This window comes from Rhodopseudomonas palustris, from assembly GCF_003031265.1.
Lineage (GTDB): Bacteria > Pseudomonadota > Alphaproteobacteria > Rhizobiales > Xanthobacteraceae > Rhodopseudomonas > Rhodopseudomonas palustris_H.
The window spans coordinates 3,665,614-3,682,627 of the sequence record NZ_CP019966.1 but is presented as its reverse complement, the minus strand read 5'-3'; the positions used below and the strand labels follow the sequence as shown (position 1 = coordinate 3,682,627).

General features: G+C 61.8%; 6 protein-coding genes. 4 read left to right on the top strand and 2 right to left on the bottom strand.

From position 1 onward, the window contains the following. Positions 1–22 precede the first annotated feature (22 nt). Together RPPS3_RS17140 and RPPS3_RS17135 are read right to left on the bottom strand one after the other, a co-directional pair. The gene (locus RPPS3_RS17140) at positions 23–1,840 is read right to left on the bottom strand and encodes an endo-1,4-beta-xylanase (protein WP_107345142.1); all 1,818 of its coding nucleotides are present in this window, start codon (positions 1,838–1,840) and stop codon (positions 23–25) included. A gap of 91 nt (positions 1,841–1,931) precedes the next feature. After that, a complete protein-coding gene (locus tag RPPS3_RS17135; RefSeq protein ID WP_234819976.1) occupies positions 1,932–3,005 on the bottom strand; it encodes an acyltransferase family protein in 1,074 nt (357 codons plus the stop codon). A gap of 550 nt (positions 3,006–3,555) precedes the next feature. On the opposite strand from RPPS3_RS17135, the gene RPPS3_RS17130 reads away from it, so the two are divergent. The 4 genes from RPPS3_RS17130 (at position 3,556) to RPPS3_RS17115 (ending at position 17,004) form a co-directional block, all read left to right on the top strand. Further along, a complete protein-coding gene (locus RPPS3_RS17130; RefSeq protein ID WP_107345140.1) occupies positions 3,556–5,469 on the top strand; it encodes a non-ribosomal peptide synthetase in 1,914 nt (637 codons plus the stop codon). A 22-nt stretch (positions 5,470–5,491) separates the two neighbouring features. Beyond that, positions 5,492–13,525, top strand: coding sequence for a hybrid non-ribosomal peptide synthetase/type I polyketide synthase (locus RPPS3_RS17125; RefSeq protein WP_107345139.1), 8,034 nt, complete (start codon positions 5,492–5,494; stop codon positions 13,523–13,525). Further along, complete coding sequence (locus RPPS3_RS17120) at positions 13,522–15,831, top strand: condensation domain-containing protein (protein ID WP_107345138.1); 2,310 nt, start codon at positions 13,522–13,524, stop codon at positions 15,829–15,831. The genes RPPS3_RS17125 and RPPS3_RS17120 overlap by 4 nt, the downstream gene beginning before the upstream one ends. A 90-nt stretch (positions 15,832–15,921) precedes the next feature. After that, positions 15,922–17,004 (top strand): dienelactone hydrolase family protein, encoded by a 1,083-nt coding sequence (locus RPPS3_RS17115; protein ID WP_234819975.1) that lies wholly within the window; start codon positions 15,922–15,924, stop codon positions 17,002–17,004. Positions 17,005–17,014 lie beyond the last annotated feature (10 nt).

The window sequence follows — 17,014 nt, the reverse complement described above, 5'->3', positions numbered from 1 at the left end:
ATGGCCTGATCGGAGGCGTGTGTCATGGCCGTTTTTCCACGCGAATGTCCTTGACCAGAAATTCGCTGGGCGAGGCAATTGCGTTTATTCGGAAGTGCCAGCCCCACTGGCCGACGAAATTCGCGTCATCGATCGTCCATGTCAATTCCTGCCAGTCCGTTTCGCTTGGTATCTCGCGATAGGAAGCGTTGACGTAACCCTTCTGGGATTCATAGTCCAAGCTGAAGCCTGCCTTCGGACTTCCAGGCAGCCGTTTGACCGTTGCGCTGATCTGCAGCCGGCGGGTGCCCCACGGAGCGAATTGCGGCGATACCGCGAAATAGGCGTAGTGACCTTCATTGTTCGCGACGGAGAAATCGAGCCGCCGCGAGGTCGAACCCTCGTCCGCGAACACCTGGGTGGTCTGCGGATTGATCTGCTGGAGACCGCCGCCGCGATTGGTCTCACCAAGAGAGATCGTGACGGTATCCACCTTCGAATAGTCGACATCTTGCAGGATCGGCAGGTCGCGGTTCTTTTTTGCCTGCTGCACGATCGCGTCCGGAAGCTTCGAAACGAACAGGGGCGTGGACGACAGGCTGAGGGGCTTGCCGGCATCCAGAGTGACCTCCGAGCCGTCGGTACGCGTGACCAGAACCGGCGACTGGAAGGTTGGTTCAACCGTCTTGTTCGAGGTGGTCCAAGCGGCCAGTACGGGACCTTGTCGGCCCTCGAAGACAAAGCCCAGACCGTCAGCGTCCGCTCGGACCCATCCAATATAGGCTGGGCGATCGCCCAGCAGACGGATCAGGGTTGTAAGCGCCTCGAATGAGAGCCGCGGTGAAAAGTCCGTGCGAAGCAATCCGTGGTCTGCCTGATCGTGATAGGCCGGCCCTCGCGCCTCGAACCAGAAGATCTTCTCGAACCCGGAGGCGAGCGCGAGCACGTAAGCTTTTGTCAGCAGTCGCGATTGGCCGGCTTCAGATCTCGATTCAGTGGTTGCGACGGCGCCGACTTCCGATATCCACAGCGGGAGAGAGTTGTCGAGGTTATGTGAGGCAAGCATCCGCCGCAGCGTCGATGCCATTGCCATAAACTCGATCTCGCCTCCAGCCTCCAGCAGATCGAGCTTTTCGTAGGGGTGCACGCAGATGAAATCGAAATGTCCGGCCGCGCCCGCTTCGATCGCGCGCTCCAGAAAGTTGACGTCGAAATTTGCGACGCTAACTCCGATCTTTGCCGATGGATCGATCCGCTTTGCGGCAGTCGACGCCTCCTTGACTAGCTCGGCGTAGATGGACGGATTTCCGTTAACGGCGAAGCTGCCGTTGAACTCGTTCCAGATCTCCCAGTGTTTCACTGACCCGCGATAGCGCTCGACGATGGCGCCGACATAGTCTTTCCAGTACTGGATGTCCTTAATTGGGAAAGCGCGCGTGCCGCCATCGGCGGAGGCCCAGGGCGCCAGATAGGCCAGCGGATAGAGGAGGCTGATGCCGTTCGCCGTTGCATCGCTGACGAGCCGGTCCGACGAAGCCCAGTTCCAGGTGCCTTGAGTCGGCTGAATGGTCTGCCATTCCTGGAAGGCCCGCAGCCATTTGACGCCCGCCTTCGCCAGGATCGGATTAAACCGGCGATGATCATCAAGCCATTCGGCGCCGGTGGCGACGCCCCACGGGCTGGTCTGTTGTTCGGTGCGATCGCCGGTCGCATCCGAGGCGAGGGTACTTCGCTGACCAAGGGCAGCGCCGGCAGCCATGATGGTCGCCGTCACCACAATCGGTACCCACCAGCGTGCTCGAGCGCGGAGCTGACCGAAAAAGGATGTGGGGCGCCCAAGACGAGCGCGGTCGAACGCCATTCTGTCTTGTCTCACTCGATCAAGTTGTGACTGCCAGGTGGTCTGAGATGTCCGAGCAGGAGGTGCATATCCTGCTCGCCGGCCCAGATGCTCATGCATCCGCTCTCACAGGAGCACCGCCGGGGACTACTGTGGTCCGGCGCATGATCCGCAGATATTGCTTTTCAAACGACCCGACCAGAGACTTCAGTTGCTGAGCGGGACGCTCCACAAAGTGCCATGACATCGCCGCGAGGATCGCTGCGAGCGGCACGCATACCAGGATGTTGATCCACCAGACGCGGCCGGACGGAATCATGGCTGCGAAGGTCTGTTGGATGACAAATCCGTACAGGTACATCCCGTACGAGTAATCGCGGTCGCGCACAATTGCGAGGCGCCGCGGTGTGGTGAGGCCTAGGAAGATCGCGACATAAGGAACGACCAGCGCGCCAAAATATTCGCCGCCGTAGCGGGAGTACATCCCGAGCAACGCAACCGCCGTGGCGCCCCAGAATACGGACCAGCGCCACGGAATTTCATAGCGGTAGTAATATAGCGACAGGCCGACGATCCCCGAGATCATCAGGGCGAAACCCGGAACGTTGCCGTTGAAGGGCAGATATTGCCATCCATGCCACCACAGGCGGGCGACGAAATGAAATACGATCAGCACGACAACCGAGATCGGACCCAAGATGCGATAGCGTTGCACGCCGGCAATGGCCAGCAGACCGATCGCCCCATAGGTGTACAACTCGAAAGGGACGGTCCAGAGTTGAGCGTTGACGATGTCGGGCTTGGGATTGTCTTGAAACACGCCTGGAAGAAGATAGTGGATCTCGCCAATCGCGTTGAGCAGGTAGAGGAAGAACAGCTTGTCGGTGAAATAGTCGCTCAATGCCAGTGTGGTCAGCATCGGGCCGATCAGAAATGCGGACAGCAGCACCTCTACGGTAAGCGCCGGGAATATTCTTATCGCCCGAAGTCCAAAGAACTTGATGAGTGTCTTGCAACGATCCAGGCTGGCGGCAACCAGAAACCCGCTCACTCCGAAGAACATCGGAAGCACAGATCGCAGGAATGGCCGCGCGGGCGTGTCCCACATGGCGGCATCCGCGGCTTGCCCATAGCTCGTCAGCACGCTGTGCGTCGCGATCACCATGACCGCGAGCGAGACCTTCATGTAGTCGAAGCCGGAAGGGCGTCCGGCGCTTGCATCAAGGCGGTCTCCGAGTGATTGCAATGACATTGCGCGATACCCAGTGATCGTTGACAAGGATGCATTCGGCGTTGAACAGCTTGGCGTTCAACGTAGTGCAGAAATATCGTGATCGCGGTGCGCGAAGTCGCATCGTAGTTCGTGTGCGACGTTGGGTCGTTGCGCTACAACATCATTGTAGTTTTTTGAGAGCCTTTCAAGTGCGAGTTAGCCTCTCATCAAATTGTGCGCGTGAGAGAGGATGGCGTGCGAAGTGTCCGGCTCGCAATGGTTGTTCCGCAGGCATTGGTGTCGAGCGACGACGGTTGCGATGGTTCCTTGCAGCGCTCGCGAGGCGCGATGAGTGGAGTGTGTTGACATATAGGTCAACGCTCGCCGTCGCAGAAACTATCGTTGATCGGGATCAGGCTCGCGTGATCGATCTGCGTTAGCGCTTTCGCTTACAGTCGGGTTAAGAGTAAGCTTAATATGCGAGGCAGATTGCCGTTAGTTGGTTGCAAGGGTAGGGATAGTCATGGCGAGCACCGTGGTTATCAAAGAAGGATCTGGCAGGGACGCGGCCGCGGCATGCACCGTTCCAGATGTTCTTCAGCAGATTGCCCAACGTTTTCCGGAATCCGTTGCCGCCATTTCCGAGCGTGGGCGGATTACCTTTGGCGAGTTTGAGTTTCGTTCGAACCAATTGGCACGATTGCTTGTCAAAAGAGGTGTGAAGGTTGGCTCGATTGTTGTCCTCCTGACTGGGCGCTCGATCGATACGTTGATCGGCATGACCGCGATTTTGAAGGCGGGCGGAGTCTATATGCCCCTTGATATCGGTCTAGGCCCGGAAGCGATCGGCGGCGCCATCCAGGATGCACAGCCGACGCTGGTTTTGACGGAGCATCAACCGGCTTTGATTGACGCGATCGAGCAGCGCCGCCTGAGTGACGAGCTCGATGCCTCGCGGCTTGAGCCCGGTGATCCGTTGGCGCTTGATCTGACGCCATCCTTGCCGGCCTATGTGATGTTCACGTCGGGATCGACAGGGCGGCCGAAGGGCGTTGTGGTGCCGCATCAGGCCATCGTCAGGCTGGTTGTTGATACGGATTTCATGACGTTGTCGCCCGCGACCGTGATGCTGCATGCGGCGCCGTTGGCGTTCGATGCCTCGACTCTGGAAATCTGGGGGCCGTTGCTGAACGGCGGACAGGTGGTCATCGTCGAAGATGCGGTGCTTTCGGTCGAGCGGATCGCCGAGACGCTGGGGCGTTTTTCGGTCAATGCGGCCTGGCTCACCGCCGGTCTTTTCCATCTGATGGTCGACGAGCGACCAGAGGCGTTGTCGGGGCTCACGACCCTGCTGGCCGGCGGCGACGTTCTTTCGCCGGTGCACGTTCGTCGTGCGATGGCACTGCTGCCGGACTGCACGATCGTCAACGGGTACGGGCCCACCGAGAATACGACGTTCACGTGCTGCTATTCGATCCCGCGGACCGGCTGGGGCGATGGGCCGGTGCCGATCGGCTTTCCGATTTCGGGCACGAGTGTGCACATTTTATCGGATGCGCTAGAGCCCGTTCCGGACGGTGAGGAAGGTCAGCTTTGCGCGGGTGGGATCGGGCTCGCGCTCGGCTACCTCAATCGCCCGGAGCTGACCGCAGAGAAGTTTGTCGTTGATCCGTTGTCTGACGATCCGAAGGCTCGGCTTTATCTCACCGGGGATTACGTCCGTCGCCGGAGCGACGGAGCGATCGAGTTCCGTGGTCGGCGGGACCGTCAGGTCAAAATCAACGGCGTGCGTATCGAGCTCGACGGCGTGGAGCAGGCGCTGCGGCAGGATCCGGTCCTGGCCGACGCGGCGGTGGTTCTGTCCGCAGATCGAGGCGACGTAAAGCGGATTGTCGCTTTCTTGAAGCCGCTGCCAGGTGACGCTGCCGATGATCTTGAAGCCGGCATCATCCGCAGACTCAAAGAGCAATTCCCGGCCCAAGCGATCCCATCAACGATCAAGATCGTGGATGAGTTGCCGCTCAACAAGAACGGCAAGATCGACAGAGCGAAGCTGCTGAGTGACCTGATCGCGACGGAGCAGCTGGGCGCGCGTGCCGACGATGAAGACTTCTCTGACGATAGTGTCGGATCGATCGTGGCTGAGATCTGGGGCGCATTGCTGGGCAAGTCGGTCGATGCCAGGGCGAACCTGTTCGATCTTGGCGCGACGTCGCTGCAGATGATCGCGGCGCACGAGCGCATTCAGGCGGCGATCGGGATTCGATTTCCAGTTACGGACCTGTTCGCCCATCCCAGCATCGCCGAATTCCAGGCTTGTCTGGACGGAGCCTCGCATCGGTCGCTCGCCATTGCCGGAGCGGCGCGTGGACGCAGGCAGAGACGTGCGATGAGTGCGGCGTATGGCGCGCTCAATGTTCGGAGCCATCACGCATAGGGCTAGACGGAGCTGAGGCGAGATGTCGGACAGTAATGAGATCGGCTTCGCGATAGTGGGACTTTCTGGTCGCTTTCCAGGCGCACCCGACGTTCAGAAGTTTTGGCAGAACATTAAAGCGGGGCGCACGAGCGTTTCGCGTTTCTCGCCTGAAGAGCTGGAAGACTCCTTCGCGGCCCAGGAGCGTGCCGATCCCGACTTTGTCGCGGCCAAGCCTATTCTGGACGACGTCGATCTGTTCGACAGCGAATACTTCGGGATGTCGCCGCGTGAAGCGGATTTGACAGATCCGCAGCAGCGGATTTTCCTCGAGATCTGCTCCGAGGCGTTGGACGATGCGGGGTATGACCCGGAGCGTTATCAGGGGGCGGTTGGCGTCTTCGCCGGCGCCTCGCTGAACACCTATTTCTTGCGGCACGTCTGCCCCGATCGGACCGCCCTCGAGCGGTTCACGTCGCAGTTTCAGGTAGGCTCCTATTCGGAGCTACTCGGCACGCTCAATGACTTCGTTGCGACGCGGGTCGCCTACAAGCTCAATCTCAAAGGACCGGCAGTTTCAGTCCAGAGTGCCTGTTCGACCTCGCTTCTTGCCGTCGCGCAAGCGTGCGAAAGTCTCGCGGCTCTGCAGTGCGACATGGCATTGGCCGGCGGCGTCTCCGTCACGTTCCCCCAGAAACGCGGGTACATCTATCAGGACGGCGGAATTGCCTCCCGCGATGGCTCCTGCCGGCCGTTCGATGTCGATGCGGCCGGGACCGTGTTCGGCTCCGGTGCGGGCGTGGTGGCAATCAAACGGTTGGCGGATGCCGTCGCTGATCGCGACGCGATCTACGCGGTGATCAGAGGTTACGGCATCAATAATGATGGCGCAGCCAAGGTTGGGTTCACGGCTCCCAGCGTCGGCGGGCAGGCAGAGTGCATCGCGGCCGCGCTCGCGATGGCCGGATTCGAAGCGGAATCGATTGGCTACGTCGAGTGTCACGGCACCGGCACGCCGCTGGGTGATCCGATCGAGATCGAGGGGCTGTCGCAAGCGTTCGCTGAAGCTTCTACCGGTGCGATCGAAGACCGCAACTGCACCCTGGGATCGGTGAAGGCAAATGTCGGTCACCTGGATGCCGCGGCGGGCGTGACAGGGCTGATCAAAACCGCCTTGATTCTTGACCACGGCATTGTGCCGCCTCAGGCAAATTTCTCCGAGCCGAACCCACACCTGGATCTCGCGAAGCGGGGATTCCGGGTGGCGACGGAGTTGCAGGAATGGCCTCGGGGAGATGCGCCGCGCCGCGCCGGCGTCAGCGCCTTCGGGGTCGGAGGCACCAATGTGCATCTGTGCCTGGAAGAGTCACCACCGACTGCGGCGGAGAGCTCGTTGCCGGTCGAGAGTGCTGTGGTTCTCCGGCTGTCTGCCCGGTCCCCCACTGCATTGGAGGCGATGCGGCTCCGGCTGGCCGATCATCTCGAGGCGGCAGTGCAGCGTGGCGAGCGCATTGGCTTGAACGAACTCGCCCACACTCTGGCCGCGGGACGGCGAACGTTCGATCGGCGCTGGGCGGTTGCGGTGAACTCCGTGGAGGGAGCGGTTCAGTCGTTGCGGGAAGTCCGCTCCGACCCCCGACCTTCATCGCTTCGACCCGGCGCGGTTTTCATGTTTCCCGGCCAGGGCGCTCAGTACCCGGGGATGGGGCGTTGGCTCTTCGAGTCCGATCGCGAATTCCGCGCTGATGTCGAGCTCGGGGCGGCGATCGTTAAGGAACACCTTGGCGTCGATATCCTGGCCGTGCTGTTCGACGATCGTGATGTCGAAGATCATGCCATCCGATCGACGACGTTGGCGCAGCCGGCGCTTTTCCTCATCGAATATGCTCTGGCACAGCGTCTGCTCCGGTCCGGTATCGAGCCGAAAGCGATGATCGGCCACAGCCTCGGCGAGTTGGTCGCGGCGGCGCTGGCGGGCGTGATGTCGTATCAGGATGCGCTCAAGCTTGTGGTGCATCGCGGACGGATCATGCAGGCCCAGCCGCCCGGCGCTATGCTCAGCGTGCGGTTGGCGACAAGCGAGCTGTTGGCGCACCTGCCAGTCGGGGTCGAGATTGCGTCCGACAATTCGCCCCGTCTCAGTGTCGCCAGCGGTCCTTTTGAAGCTGTGGAGGAGCTCGAGCGCCGGTTGGAGAGGGCGGAGATTCCCCATCGACGTCTCCACACGTCACACGCCTTCCATTCAGCAATGATGGATCCGGTGGCAGTCGAGCTCGAGAAGGTTGCGGCCGGGATTCCGCTCCGGCCACCGAAGCGTCGGCTGATCTCGACCGTCACTGGAACCTGGATGACCGCGGCGGAGGCCACGTCACCGGCCTATTGGGCCCGTCAATGCCGCGAGCCTGTCAGCTTCCGCGCCGCGCTTAACACGCTGATCGATACGATATCCGAGCGGGTGGATTGTCTGCTGGTGGAGGTCGGCCCGGGTCGAACGCTGTCGACATTTGCAGGGGCCTCATCGTCCGCGTCGAAGGTCCGGGCGATCGTTACGACCGCACCGGACTATGCGGAGCGAAACGACGAAGAGCTCACCTTCGCTCAAGCGCTCGGAGATCTGTGGGCACACGGCGCGAGGCTGAAATCCGATGTTCGTCCAGCCGCGGGTGCCGCACGGCTGCGATTGCCAAGCTATCCGTTCGAGCGCACGCGCCATTGGATCGCGCGTCCTGCTGCGGCCGGTCCTGAGATGATCATGCCAGTCGCATCGGCCCGAGGAGACGCGTTCCCTCAGACCGTTCCTCCGCAGGAGGCGCGTAGCGATCAGGATGGTCTGCGTAGTGTTTCGATGGAGAGTAAGATGTCGGGTGACGAGGTCTCGAAGGCGCTGATCAAGGCGCTTGCGGCTATTCTGTCAGATGTCTCGGGACGACCTCTTTCGGATCAGGAAGCGGCGACCTCGTTCATTTCACTTGGGTTCGATTCCTTACTGCTCGGTCAGGTCGCGCAGCGCGTCAACAAGTCGTTTGGGGTGAAGATCACGTTCCGGCAGTTGATGCGAGATCTCAACTCACTGGACGCCCTGGCTGCGATGTTGAAGGTCTCGGCACCGGCCGACAAATTGCCCCAGGCCGAGCGAGCAGCCGTGAAGCCCCAGGTGGCGATGGTCGAGCGGCCGGCAGAGGCTGTGTTGTCGAAAGGCCCGCCGGCGCCGGTGGTGGCGGGAGCCACGGGAGTCGAGGCATTGCTTCGCGAGCAACTGCACTCGATGGAGCGGATTTTTGCTGCTCAGCTTGCGGCGGTCGGCAAAGAACAGCGCGTCGCTGTCGAGTTGCCTGTTGCGGCGGCGCCGGCCGATAGCAGCTCAGGGAGCGCGGCTGAGACTACCCTTGTGATGCCCGACACGGGTGAGGAAGGGGGCGGGCGGTTTAAGATGTATCGCCCCGGCGCGGCCGATGGCGATCTCGCACTTGCACCGGAGCAGCGCTCCTACATAGAGAATCTTGTCCGGCGCTATAACGACCGCACTCCTGGATCGAAGTCACGCGCTCAGGCGTCGCGCAGAGTTCTTGCCGATCCCCGGACCGCGAGCGGCTTCAATGCGCAATGGAAGGAGATGGTTTACCCGATCGTGTGCAAGCGGTCGAAGGGAGCGTCGATCTGGGATGTCGACGGCAACGAGTACATTGATTTGGTGAATGGCTACGGCCAGACGATGTTCGGCCATGTCCCGCCATTCGTCGCCGCCGCGTTGCACGCACAGTTGGAAGACGGATTCGCGATCGGACCGCAGACCGAACTGGCCGGGGAAGTCGCGGCGCGAATTAGCGCCATGACCGGCAATGAGCGGGTCGCCTTCTGCAACACCGGTTCCGAAGCTGTCATGGCCGCCATCCGGGTGGCCCGCGCTGTGACCGGACGACAGAAGGTCGTCGTGTTCAGTGGCGCCTATCACGGTCAGTTCGATGAGGTTCTGATCAAGTCGTGCCGCGCGGGGAGCGTCCCCGGTGCGCTTCCGATCGCGTCCGGCATCCCGGCCGAAAACGTCGGACAGATGATCGTTCTGCCGTACGGCCATCCAGCAAGCCTCGAGCTTGTCAGTCAAATGGCCGACGATCTCGCCGCCGTTATCGTCGAGCCGATTCAAAGCCGGCACCCGGCTTTGCAGCCGCGAGACTTCGTGGCGTCGCTGCGAGAGCTGACCGCGAAGAGCGGGACGGCGCTGGTTTTCGACGAGGTGGTGACGGGCTTCCGGGTCGACCCCGGTGGCATGCAAAAAGTGTTCGGCATCAAGGCTGACCTAGCGACCTATGGCAAAGTGCTGGGCGGAGGAATGCCGATCGGGGTGGTCGCAGGCCGCGCGGATTTCATGGACGCGCTGGACGGCGGCTTCTGGCAATATGGCGACGACAGCGAGCCGGAAGTCGCGCCGACATTCTTCGCCGGAACGTTCGTTCGGCATCCGATGGTGCTCGCCGCAGCACGCGCTGTGCTTGAGCACATCAAACGGAACAAGGCTGAGATCTATGCGCCCTTGGCGCAGCGCACCGGGCAGCTTGTCGATCGGATCAATTCGCACCTCGACAATTACGGACTACCGACACGGGCTGAGACCTGTGCGAGCTGGTTCTTTGTCGATGGTTCACCTTTGGGGCGGTTCGCTGGCCTGTTGTTTGCCGAGCTTCGCCTACAGGGCATTCATGTCCACGAGGGTTTCCCGTGTTTTCTCACGACTGCACATGAGGCCGTTCAGTGCCAAGCGATCGACGGCGCGTTCGAACGAGCGATAGGGGCCTTCGCGGACGCCGGGCTGATCACGGGAGAAGCCAAAAGCTTCACCAAGAAGTCCACCAGTCTCGGTGACGACGAAGGGCTTCAGGCGCGGAAACCCAAAACAGTACCCCTGACCGAGCCTCAGATGGAGGTGCTGCTCGCGGCGCAAATGGGCGATGCAGCCTCGATGGCGTTCAACGAGTCGGTCAGCATTCGCTTCGATGGGCCCGTCGTCGAGAGTGCGTTGATCAAAGCGGTCGAAGAAGTCGTGCGGCGCCACGAGGCACTTCGTAGCCGTGTCGTTGACTTCACCGGCATGCTCGAGATCAGTCCGGATTTCGTGCCCAAGGTGCCGGTCATCAAGCTCGACGAGGCCAACGCCGATGCCGAACTGGCGCAGTGGCTGGCCAAGGATGCAAGAACGCCATTTGACCTTTTCAAGGGGCCGTTGGTTCGTGCCAGCGTTCTGTGTGTGGGGTCTGGCATCCACGTGCTGGTCTTCACCGCGCATCACATCATCTGCGACGGCTGGTCGATGAACGTCCTGCTCGGTGACTTGGCCGAGATCTACAATGCTTATCGGGAGGGAAGAACGCCGTCGCTGGTGCCTGCCGCGAGTTTCGCCGAACATGCTGCGGAGCGGCCGCGGCCGTCTGCGTCCACGGTTGAGTTCTGGCGAAAGCAGTTTGCGGATGTGCCGGTCGCCTCGGAGCTTCCGCTCGACCGCCCACGCCCGGAGGTCAAGAGCTTCCTCGGTGCATCTCTGCGCGAGCGGTTGGGGCAGGACCTCTGCGGCGGGGCGAGAGAGCTGGCCAAACGCCAGGGCGTAACCCTGTTCACGGTGCTGTTTGCCTCGGTGCAGACTCTGTTCGCGCGGCTTTGCGACAATGAGAGCGTTGTGTTGACCGTCCCGATGGGCGGCCAGGCATTGCTGGATCGGCAGGATCTGGTCGGGCACTGTGTGAACTTCCTGCCGGTGCCGGTCGCCGCTCGGTCGGCGGTCTCCTTCTGTGAACACTTGAAGCATGTCGACGAGAAGCTGAACGAGATCTTCGATCACCAGGACTACACGTTGGGATCGTTGGTCCGTGATCTGGACATTCCCCGTACCATCAACCGGACACCGCTGTCGGACATTCAGTTCAATCTTGAACGGGTCGGCTCTCGGCTGACATTCCGCGGCGCCGACACGCGCGTCGATACCAATCCAAAGGCCTTCGTCAATTTCGACATCTTCATCAACATGATCGAAACGGACGACGACATCACGATCGAGGTCGATTTCGCGACCGATCTTCTGGATCGGACGACGGTGTCGGGATGGCTCGATCAACTCCGCAAGATCTTGGGACAAGCGCTCGAGCAGCCCCAGATCATCCTGCAGGACCTGAAGCTGCAGAAGCCAACCGTTCCTGGGACTGCAGGCGGAACGACCTACGCACTGCAAGCCTCGCGTTTCGACATTCCTCTGGTGGAGATGATCGAGCGGAACTGCGACCTTACGCCTGACGCGGTTGCGGTGGAGTACGAGACGGAAGTTCTGCGCTATCGCGATCTGGAATCGAGGAGCAATCGTATTGCGGGGCTGTTGAGAGCGCTGAATCCGGCCAACGGAGCCCGGGTCGCAGTTGCGGTTCAACGGGGCCTTGATCTGCCGGTCGCCTTAGTCGCGGTCGCGAAAGCTGGGCTCGCCTACGTCCCGGTCGATCCCTCACTTCCCGTGGCTCGGATTCGGCAGATGGCTGAAGCGGCCGAGGTTGCGGCGTTCATCACGTCAGGAGGGGACTGTCCGGTTGCGGCCGAAATGGGGGTGCCGGTGATCGATCTCGTGCGAGATGCCGCACAGATCGATGCAGCATCGTCCGCTCGTCGCGGACCGGTACCCTCGCAGGAGGTGCTGGACTCGACCGCTTATGTGATTTTCACGTCCGGCTCGACCGGAACGCCCAAGGGCGTGGAGATCACTCACCGCGCACTCGCCAACTTCCTCGGTTCGATGGCGGTCCGGCCAGGCTTCGGAGCCGATGATCGGATCGTCGCAGTGACCACGGTGTCGTTCGACATCGCGGTTCTCGAGCTTCTTCTGCCGCTGTATTGCGGCGGACGGACCGTGATCTGCAGCAAGGACAGGTTGCTCGAGCCCGAGAGCGTCGTGCGGTTGATTGAAACCAGCGCTGCGACGATCGTTCAGGCCACACCGACGCTTTGGCGCGTACTTCTTGAAGCTGGTTTGCAGCCTTCGCGCCCGCTTCGCGCATTGAGCGGCGGGGAGGCGCTGCCGCGCGATGTTGCCGAGAAGCTGATCGCCGCAGGCTTCGAACTGTGGAACATGTATGGGCCGACGGAGACCACGATTTGGTCGGCCTGCGGACGGATTGTCGATGCCAGCCGGCCGATCGTCATCGGCGAACCAGTGGCTAATACTGATCTCTACATCCTGTCCGATGACGGAACGCAGGCGCCAGTCGGCACCCCTGGGGAGTTGTGTATTGGCGGACTTGGTCTTGCAAAGGGCTACGTCAACCGGCCGGATCTGACAGCCGCAGCGTTTCCCGTGATGTCGTTGCAGGATGGGGAAGCGGTGCGTCTGTATCGAACCGGCGATTTGGCCACACGCTTGGCGGACGGCAGCATTCAACTGCTCGGCAGACGCGATCAGCAGGTGAAGATCCGCGGCTTCCGCATTGAGTTGGAAGAGATCGAGGCCGTGCTGCGCACCTGTCCAGAGATCTTGGACGCCGCGGTCATGGTCGAGAATGCCGGCACTGCCGACGCCGCGCTGGTGGCTGCCTTCGTGGCGAAGCCGGGCATGACGGTGAGCATCGACAGCCTGCAGCAGACAGCGCAGCTCAGCCTGCCTCACTACATGGTTCCCAACCGCTTTGTCGCGGTTGCCGAAGTGCCCAAGACCGCAAACGGCAAACTGGATCGGAAGGCGCTATCGGCGACGATCGTCAGTCCGTCGATCGTCGTCAGTTTCATCGACAAAGCGGAGGCGCGCGACGAGCCGGCACCGGAGGTTCTGACCAAGGTGATCTCGATCGTCGAGGCCGCGTTGAATCGAACCGGGATCAAGCCGGACGACCGGGTTTTCGCGCTCGGTGCGACCAGTCTGCACGTATTCCGGATGGCTGCGCGGTTTTCCGAAGCGAAGCTGCCGATCCGGGCGCAAGATCTGATGACCAATCCAAGCATGGGCGATTTGGCGCGGCGAGCTTCCGTCGCGGCAAAAGCGCAGTCGTCCGACAAGAAGACGCCATCGCTCGCAGAGTTTCGGCGTTCCTCGAGCCGCGTGAGGACAACATGAAGACGCAGGTCCCCTCAGCAGTCGGACAAGAGCCGGGGATTGAACCGGTCCGCTGCACCAGCATTCAAGAGCGGTTTCTCGAACTGCAGAGACGCAATCCAGGCTCTTCGCTGGCCAATATCGCGATGCGCTGGCAGATGAAGGGAGCGGTGCGCGACCAGACGCTCCAGAAGGCGCTGGACTTTCTCGCCGATCGACACGAGGCGCTCCGGACGAGATTTGAACGCTCGGCCGACGGCTACTCACAGATTGTCGTCGACACTTCGCCGAAACTATCGCTGATCGATCTGTCGCAGCTGTCGAGCGAGCGCTATCAGGCGGAGGCGGAGCGGCTTGCGTCATTGGAGGCGAGGGCGGCGTTCGATCCTGTGGTCGCGCCGCCGTGGCGAACGACCGTGCTTCGGCGCTCGCCGAACGAAGCGATCCTGCTGCTAACGATCCATCACGCCATCGCAGATCTCTGGTCGGTCGGACTGATCGCGCACGAATTTGCCCAGGTGGTCGATGCACTGGAGCGCGGTCAAAGGCCAGACTGCCGCGAGTTGAACCTTCAGTACGTGGACTATGCGCAGTGGCAGTCGGCGTTACTGGCGAGCGACGGCCTGACCGAGGAGCGGCAATACTGGCGCGGCAAGCTGTCGGGGCTGTCACCTTTGGACATCAAACCGACCAGGCAGCCCGTGCTCGATGCCGGCCGCAACGGCGAGATTAGGAGCCGTGTTCTTCCGAGGCTGTTGACGGATGCGCTGCAATCACTGGCGCAGCAGGAAGGCTTCACGATGTATGGGCTGACGTGTGCGGCCCTGACGCGCGCGCTGGGCCGCAAGCTGGAGGCCGACGAGATCGTCATCGGGACGCAGGTCGCCAACCGTGATGATCCGTTGCTGTTCGATCTGGTCGGCCCCGTGGTCAACACTGTGGTCCTGAGGCTCGGAATCGAGGCGGGGAGCGATCCGCTCACGCACGCGCGCCGCATCAGGGACGAGGTCTCGCAGGCGCTGGCGAACAAGGCGCTGCCTTTCGCCGAGATCGCCGCCGGCATCGAACTGTCGGATCGGAAAGATCTGCCGCTCGGCTACGCCATCAACTTCGCCGCCGGCAATGTCGAGACCGGCCAGGCCGGCGTGATCCGGCATGGCGACTTCGAACTGGTGTCGCTGCCGTCGGCGACGACGGGCTGCCTCTACGAATTCAGTTTCTTCTTGGTGGAGCGGCAGGAGGGGTGGCGGATCTCCTGCGAGTACAATACCGACCATCACGTCGCTGCCGCTGCTGATGCGCTGCTGAAAGCGTGGTCGGAGGAGATGGAAGCTCAGGTTGCTCCGATCGAGAGCGACCCGAAGAGCGTTGCGCCCGCTTTGAAGGGCGATCAGCCGGCCGGTGATATCGTTGCGCCTCTTGCGCTTTCGCTCGAACGCAGGATGCCGAACCGCCGTCCTACGCGACCCTATTTTCAGCCGTGCGTGCTGCAATCCGACGGCAAGCTGCCGCCGATCTTCGCGTTGAGCAATCGGTCCTTGTACTATCCTCTGGTAGAGCGGGTAGCGGCGGGGCGTCCGTTTGTCGACTTGCAATGGGCGGATGACGCCGAGTTGCCGCCGCTCGATCAGGACAGCATTTGCAGGATTGCGGCCGACGCGGTTCGGCAGATCCGGGCACACGATCCGGTCGGTCCGTACTATCTGATCAGCCTCTGCCTGATGGGCAACGTCGCGCTCGAAGTTGCGCAGCAACTGAAGAGCCTCAATGGCGAAGTGTCGGTGATCTTTCTGCTCGATACGGTCGCGCCCGGCTACGTGGAATCGATGAGCCGGTTCGACCGTTTCCTCAGGCGAGTCCAACTGACTGACAGGATCATCCCCGATCTGCTCGCACGGATCCGGAAGGTCCGGTCCGGGGACATGAGCCTTGCGGCTGCGATGTCGCAGTACTCGATCGTCAGGAACAATCCACTCGTTCGATTGATCGGCCGCGGCGGTGATGCGCCACGTCCGAGAGCCACCAACGAGGATTTCCTCAATCACGGCCTGATGGATTATCTGCTCGACGCCAGGGCCTTGTATCCCTGGAAGCCGTATGACGGCGAAGTCGTGCTGTTCCGTAGCACGAAATCGCGCGTCGGACGGTTGTTCGAGCGCGGCCTCGGATGGAACAAGGTCGTGAATGGGCAACTGCGGATCTTCGACGTTCCTGGTGCACACGACGACATGACCCGCGAACCCGCGGTCGCCACTATCGCCGAATACATGAGCTGGATGATCGATCGGCGGGAGGGCCGCTGGTCCGCAAAGCGCTCCGTGGGCTGAGGACCGATGTCGTCGGCGAGTAATTATCACAACGTGTCTGTCGGAGGCTCCCGGCGGGGGCTCGGCTGAACGATGCGCTGCGGTGCCGTCGTGCTTCTCATCGCTCTGGTAGGGTTGGTATCGGCAGCGCTGGTCGGAGGCTCGCTATGGGCCGAACGTCACGCCTCGAAGCTCGTCAGGCCAACCGATCAGGCGCGTGTCGGAGAAGTCGTCTTGACGGATTCCACCCGTGACACCGGGACTGCTGTCCGCATCTGGAGGCCGCACAATCCGGTGCCGCGTCCTGCGGTGAGGGCGGGCGCTTCTGATCGGGGGCTGCCGCTGGTGGTTTACGTCCCCTCGTGGGGAGGGCGCCGATCCGAGAACGATGTGTTGCTCTCCACGATCGCCAGCGCAGGCTTCATCGTCGTCGCCATGGACGACATCAGCCACGATCCGCCGGATCCCGCGACGGACGCTGCCGACGAGACGGTTCGGTTGGCGCCTTTCAGCATGCAAACCGCGCAGGACTACGCAAGCTTCCCGACCACCAGTGAGCGTAGAACCCGGCTGGGATATGACAAGCTGCAGCGGGTCTTGGCTGCGCTCCGCACCGGACAAGCGTCAACGATGCTCGAGGGAGTCGATTTCTCCCGGATTGCGGTGGTCGGCTATTCGTTCGGCGGGGCCGTCGCGGCGAGGGCGCTCGCGCTGGATCGGCAATTGGCGGCCGGCGTCGATCTCGACGGCTGGGTGATCCACACTCCTGCAGCCGCCGGGCTGAAGCGGCCGTTCTTGGCGGTATACGCGTCACTGCCATCTGCCGAACGGACATGGTCGCATCGACCGAACTACGAGACCAAGATCGGATGGGAGGATTTCGGCTGCCTGCTGACGCTGGCGCGCTCGTCAGGTTCGGACGTGTTCATGGTCGACGGCGCGAAGCACGCGGACTTCTCCGATCAGCTCTATGCCGAAGGTCGCTGGCGCGATTGGCGGCCGTGGGCCCCCAGACGTATTGCGCCCGAGCGGATGCATGCGATCATCGATACGCTCCTGGTGCAGTTTCTTGTCGGGCATCTGATTCAGCGCGGAAGCCCGCCCAGGATCACTTTTGCAGAGGTCAGGTCGGTGACGGAGATCGAAAGCCTCATCCCGAGCGGGCCGCGGCCGGGCGCCAGTTCGGCCAACTAGATCAGGCACT

What these genes read in the sequence shown, in the direction of transcription:
- RPPS3_RS17135 (WP_234819976.1), bottom strand. Translation starts at nt 3,005, where the DNA reads ATGAAGGTCTCGCTCGCGGTCATGGTGATCGCGACGCACAGCGTGCTG.
- RPPS3_RS17125 (WP_107345139.1), top strand. Translation starts at nt 5,492, where the DNA reads ATGTCGGACAGTAATGAGATCGGCTTCGCGATAGTGGGACTTTCTGGT.
- RPPS3_RS17130 (WP_107345140.1), top strand. Translation starts at nt 3,556, where the DNA reads ATGGCGAGCACCGTGGTTATCAAAGAAGGATCTGGCAGGGACGCGGCC.
- RPPS3_RS17120 (WP_107345138.1), top strand. Translation starts at nt 13,522, where the DNA reads ATGAAGACGCAGGTCCCCTCAGCAGTCGGACAAGAGCCGGGGATTGAA.
- RPPS3_RS17140 (WP_107345142.1), bottom strand. Translation starts at nt 1,840, where the DNA reads ATGGCGTTCGACCGCGCTCGTCTTGGGCGCCCCACATCCTTTTTCGGT.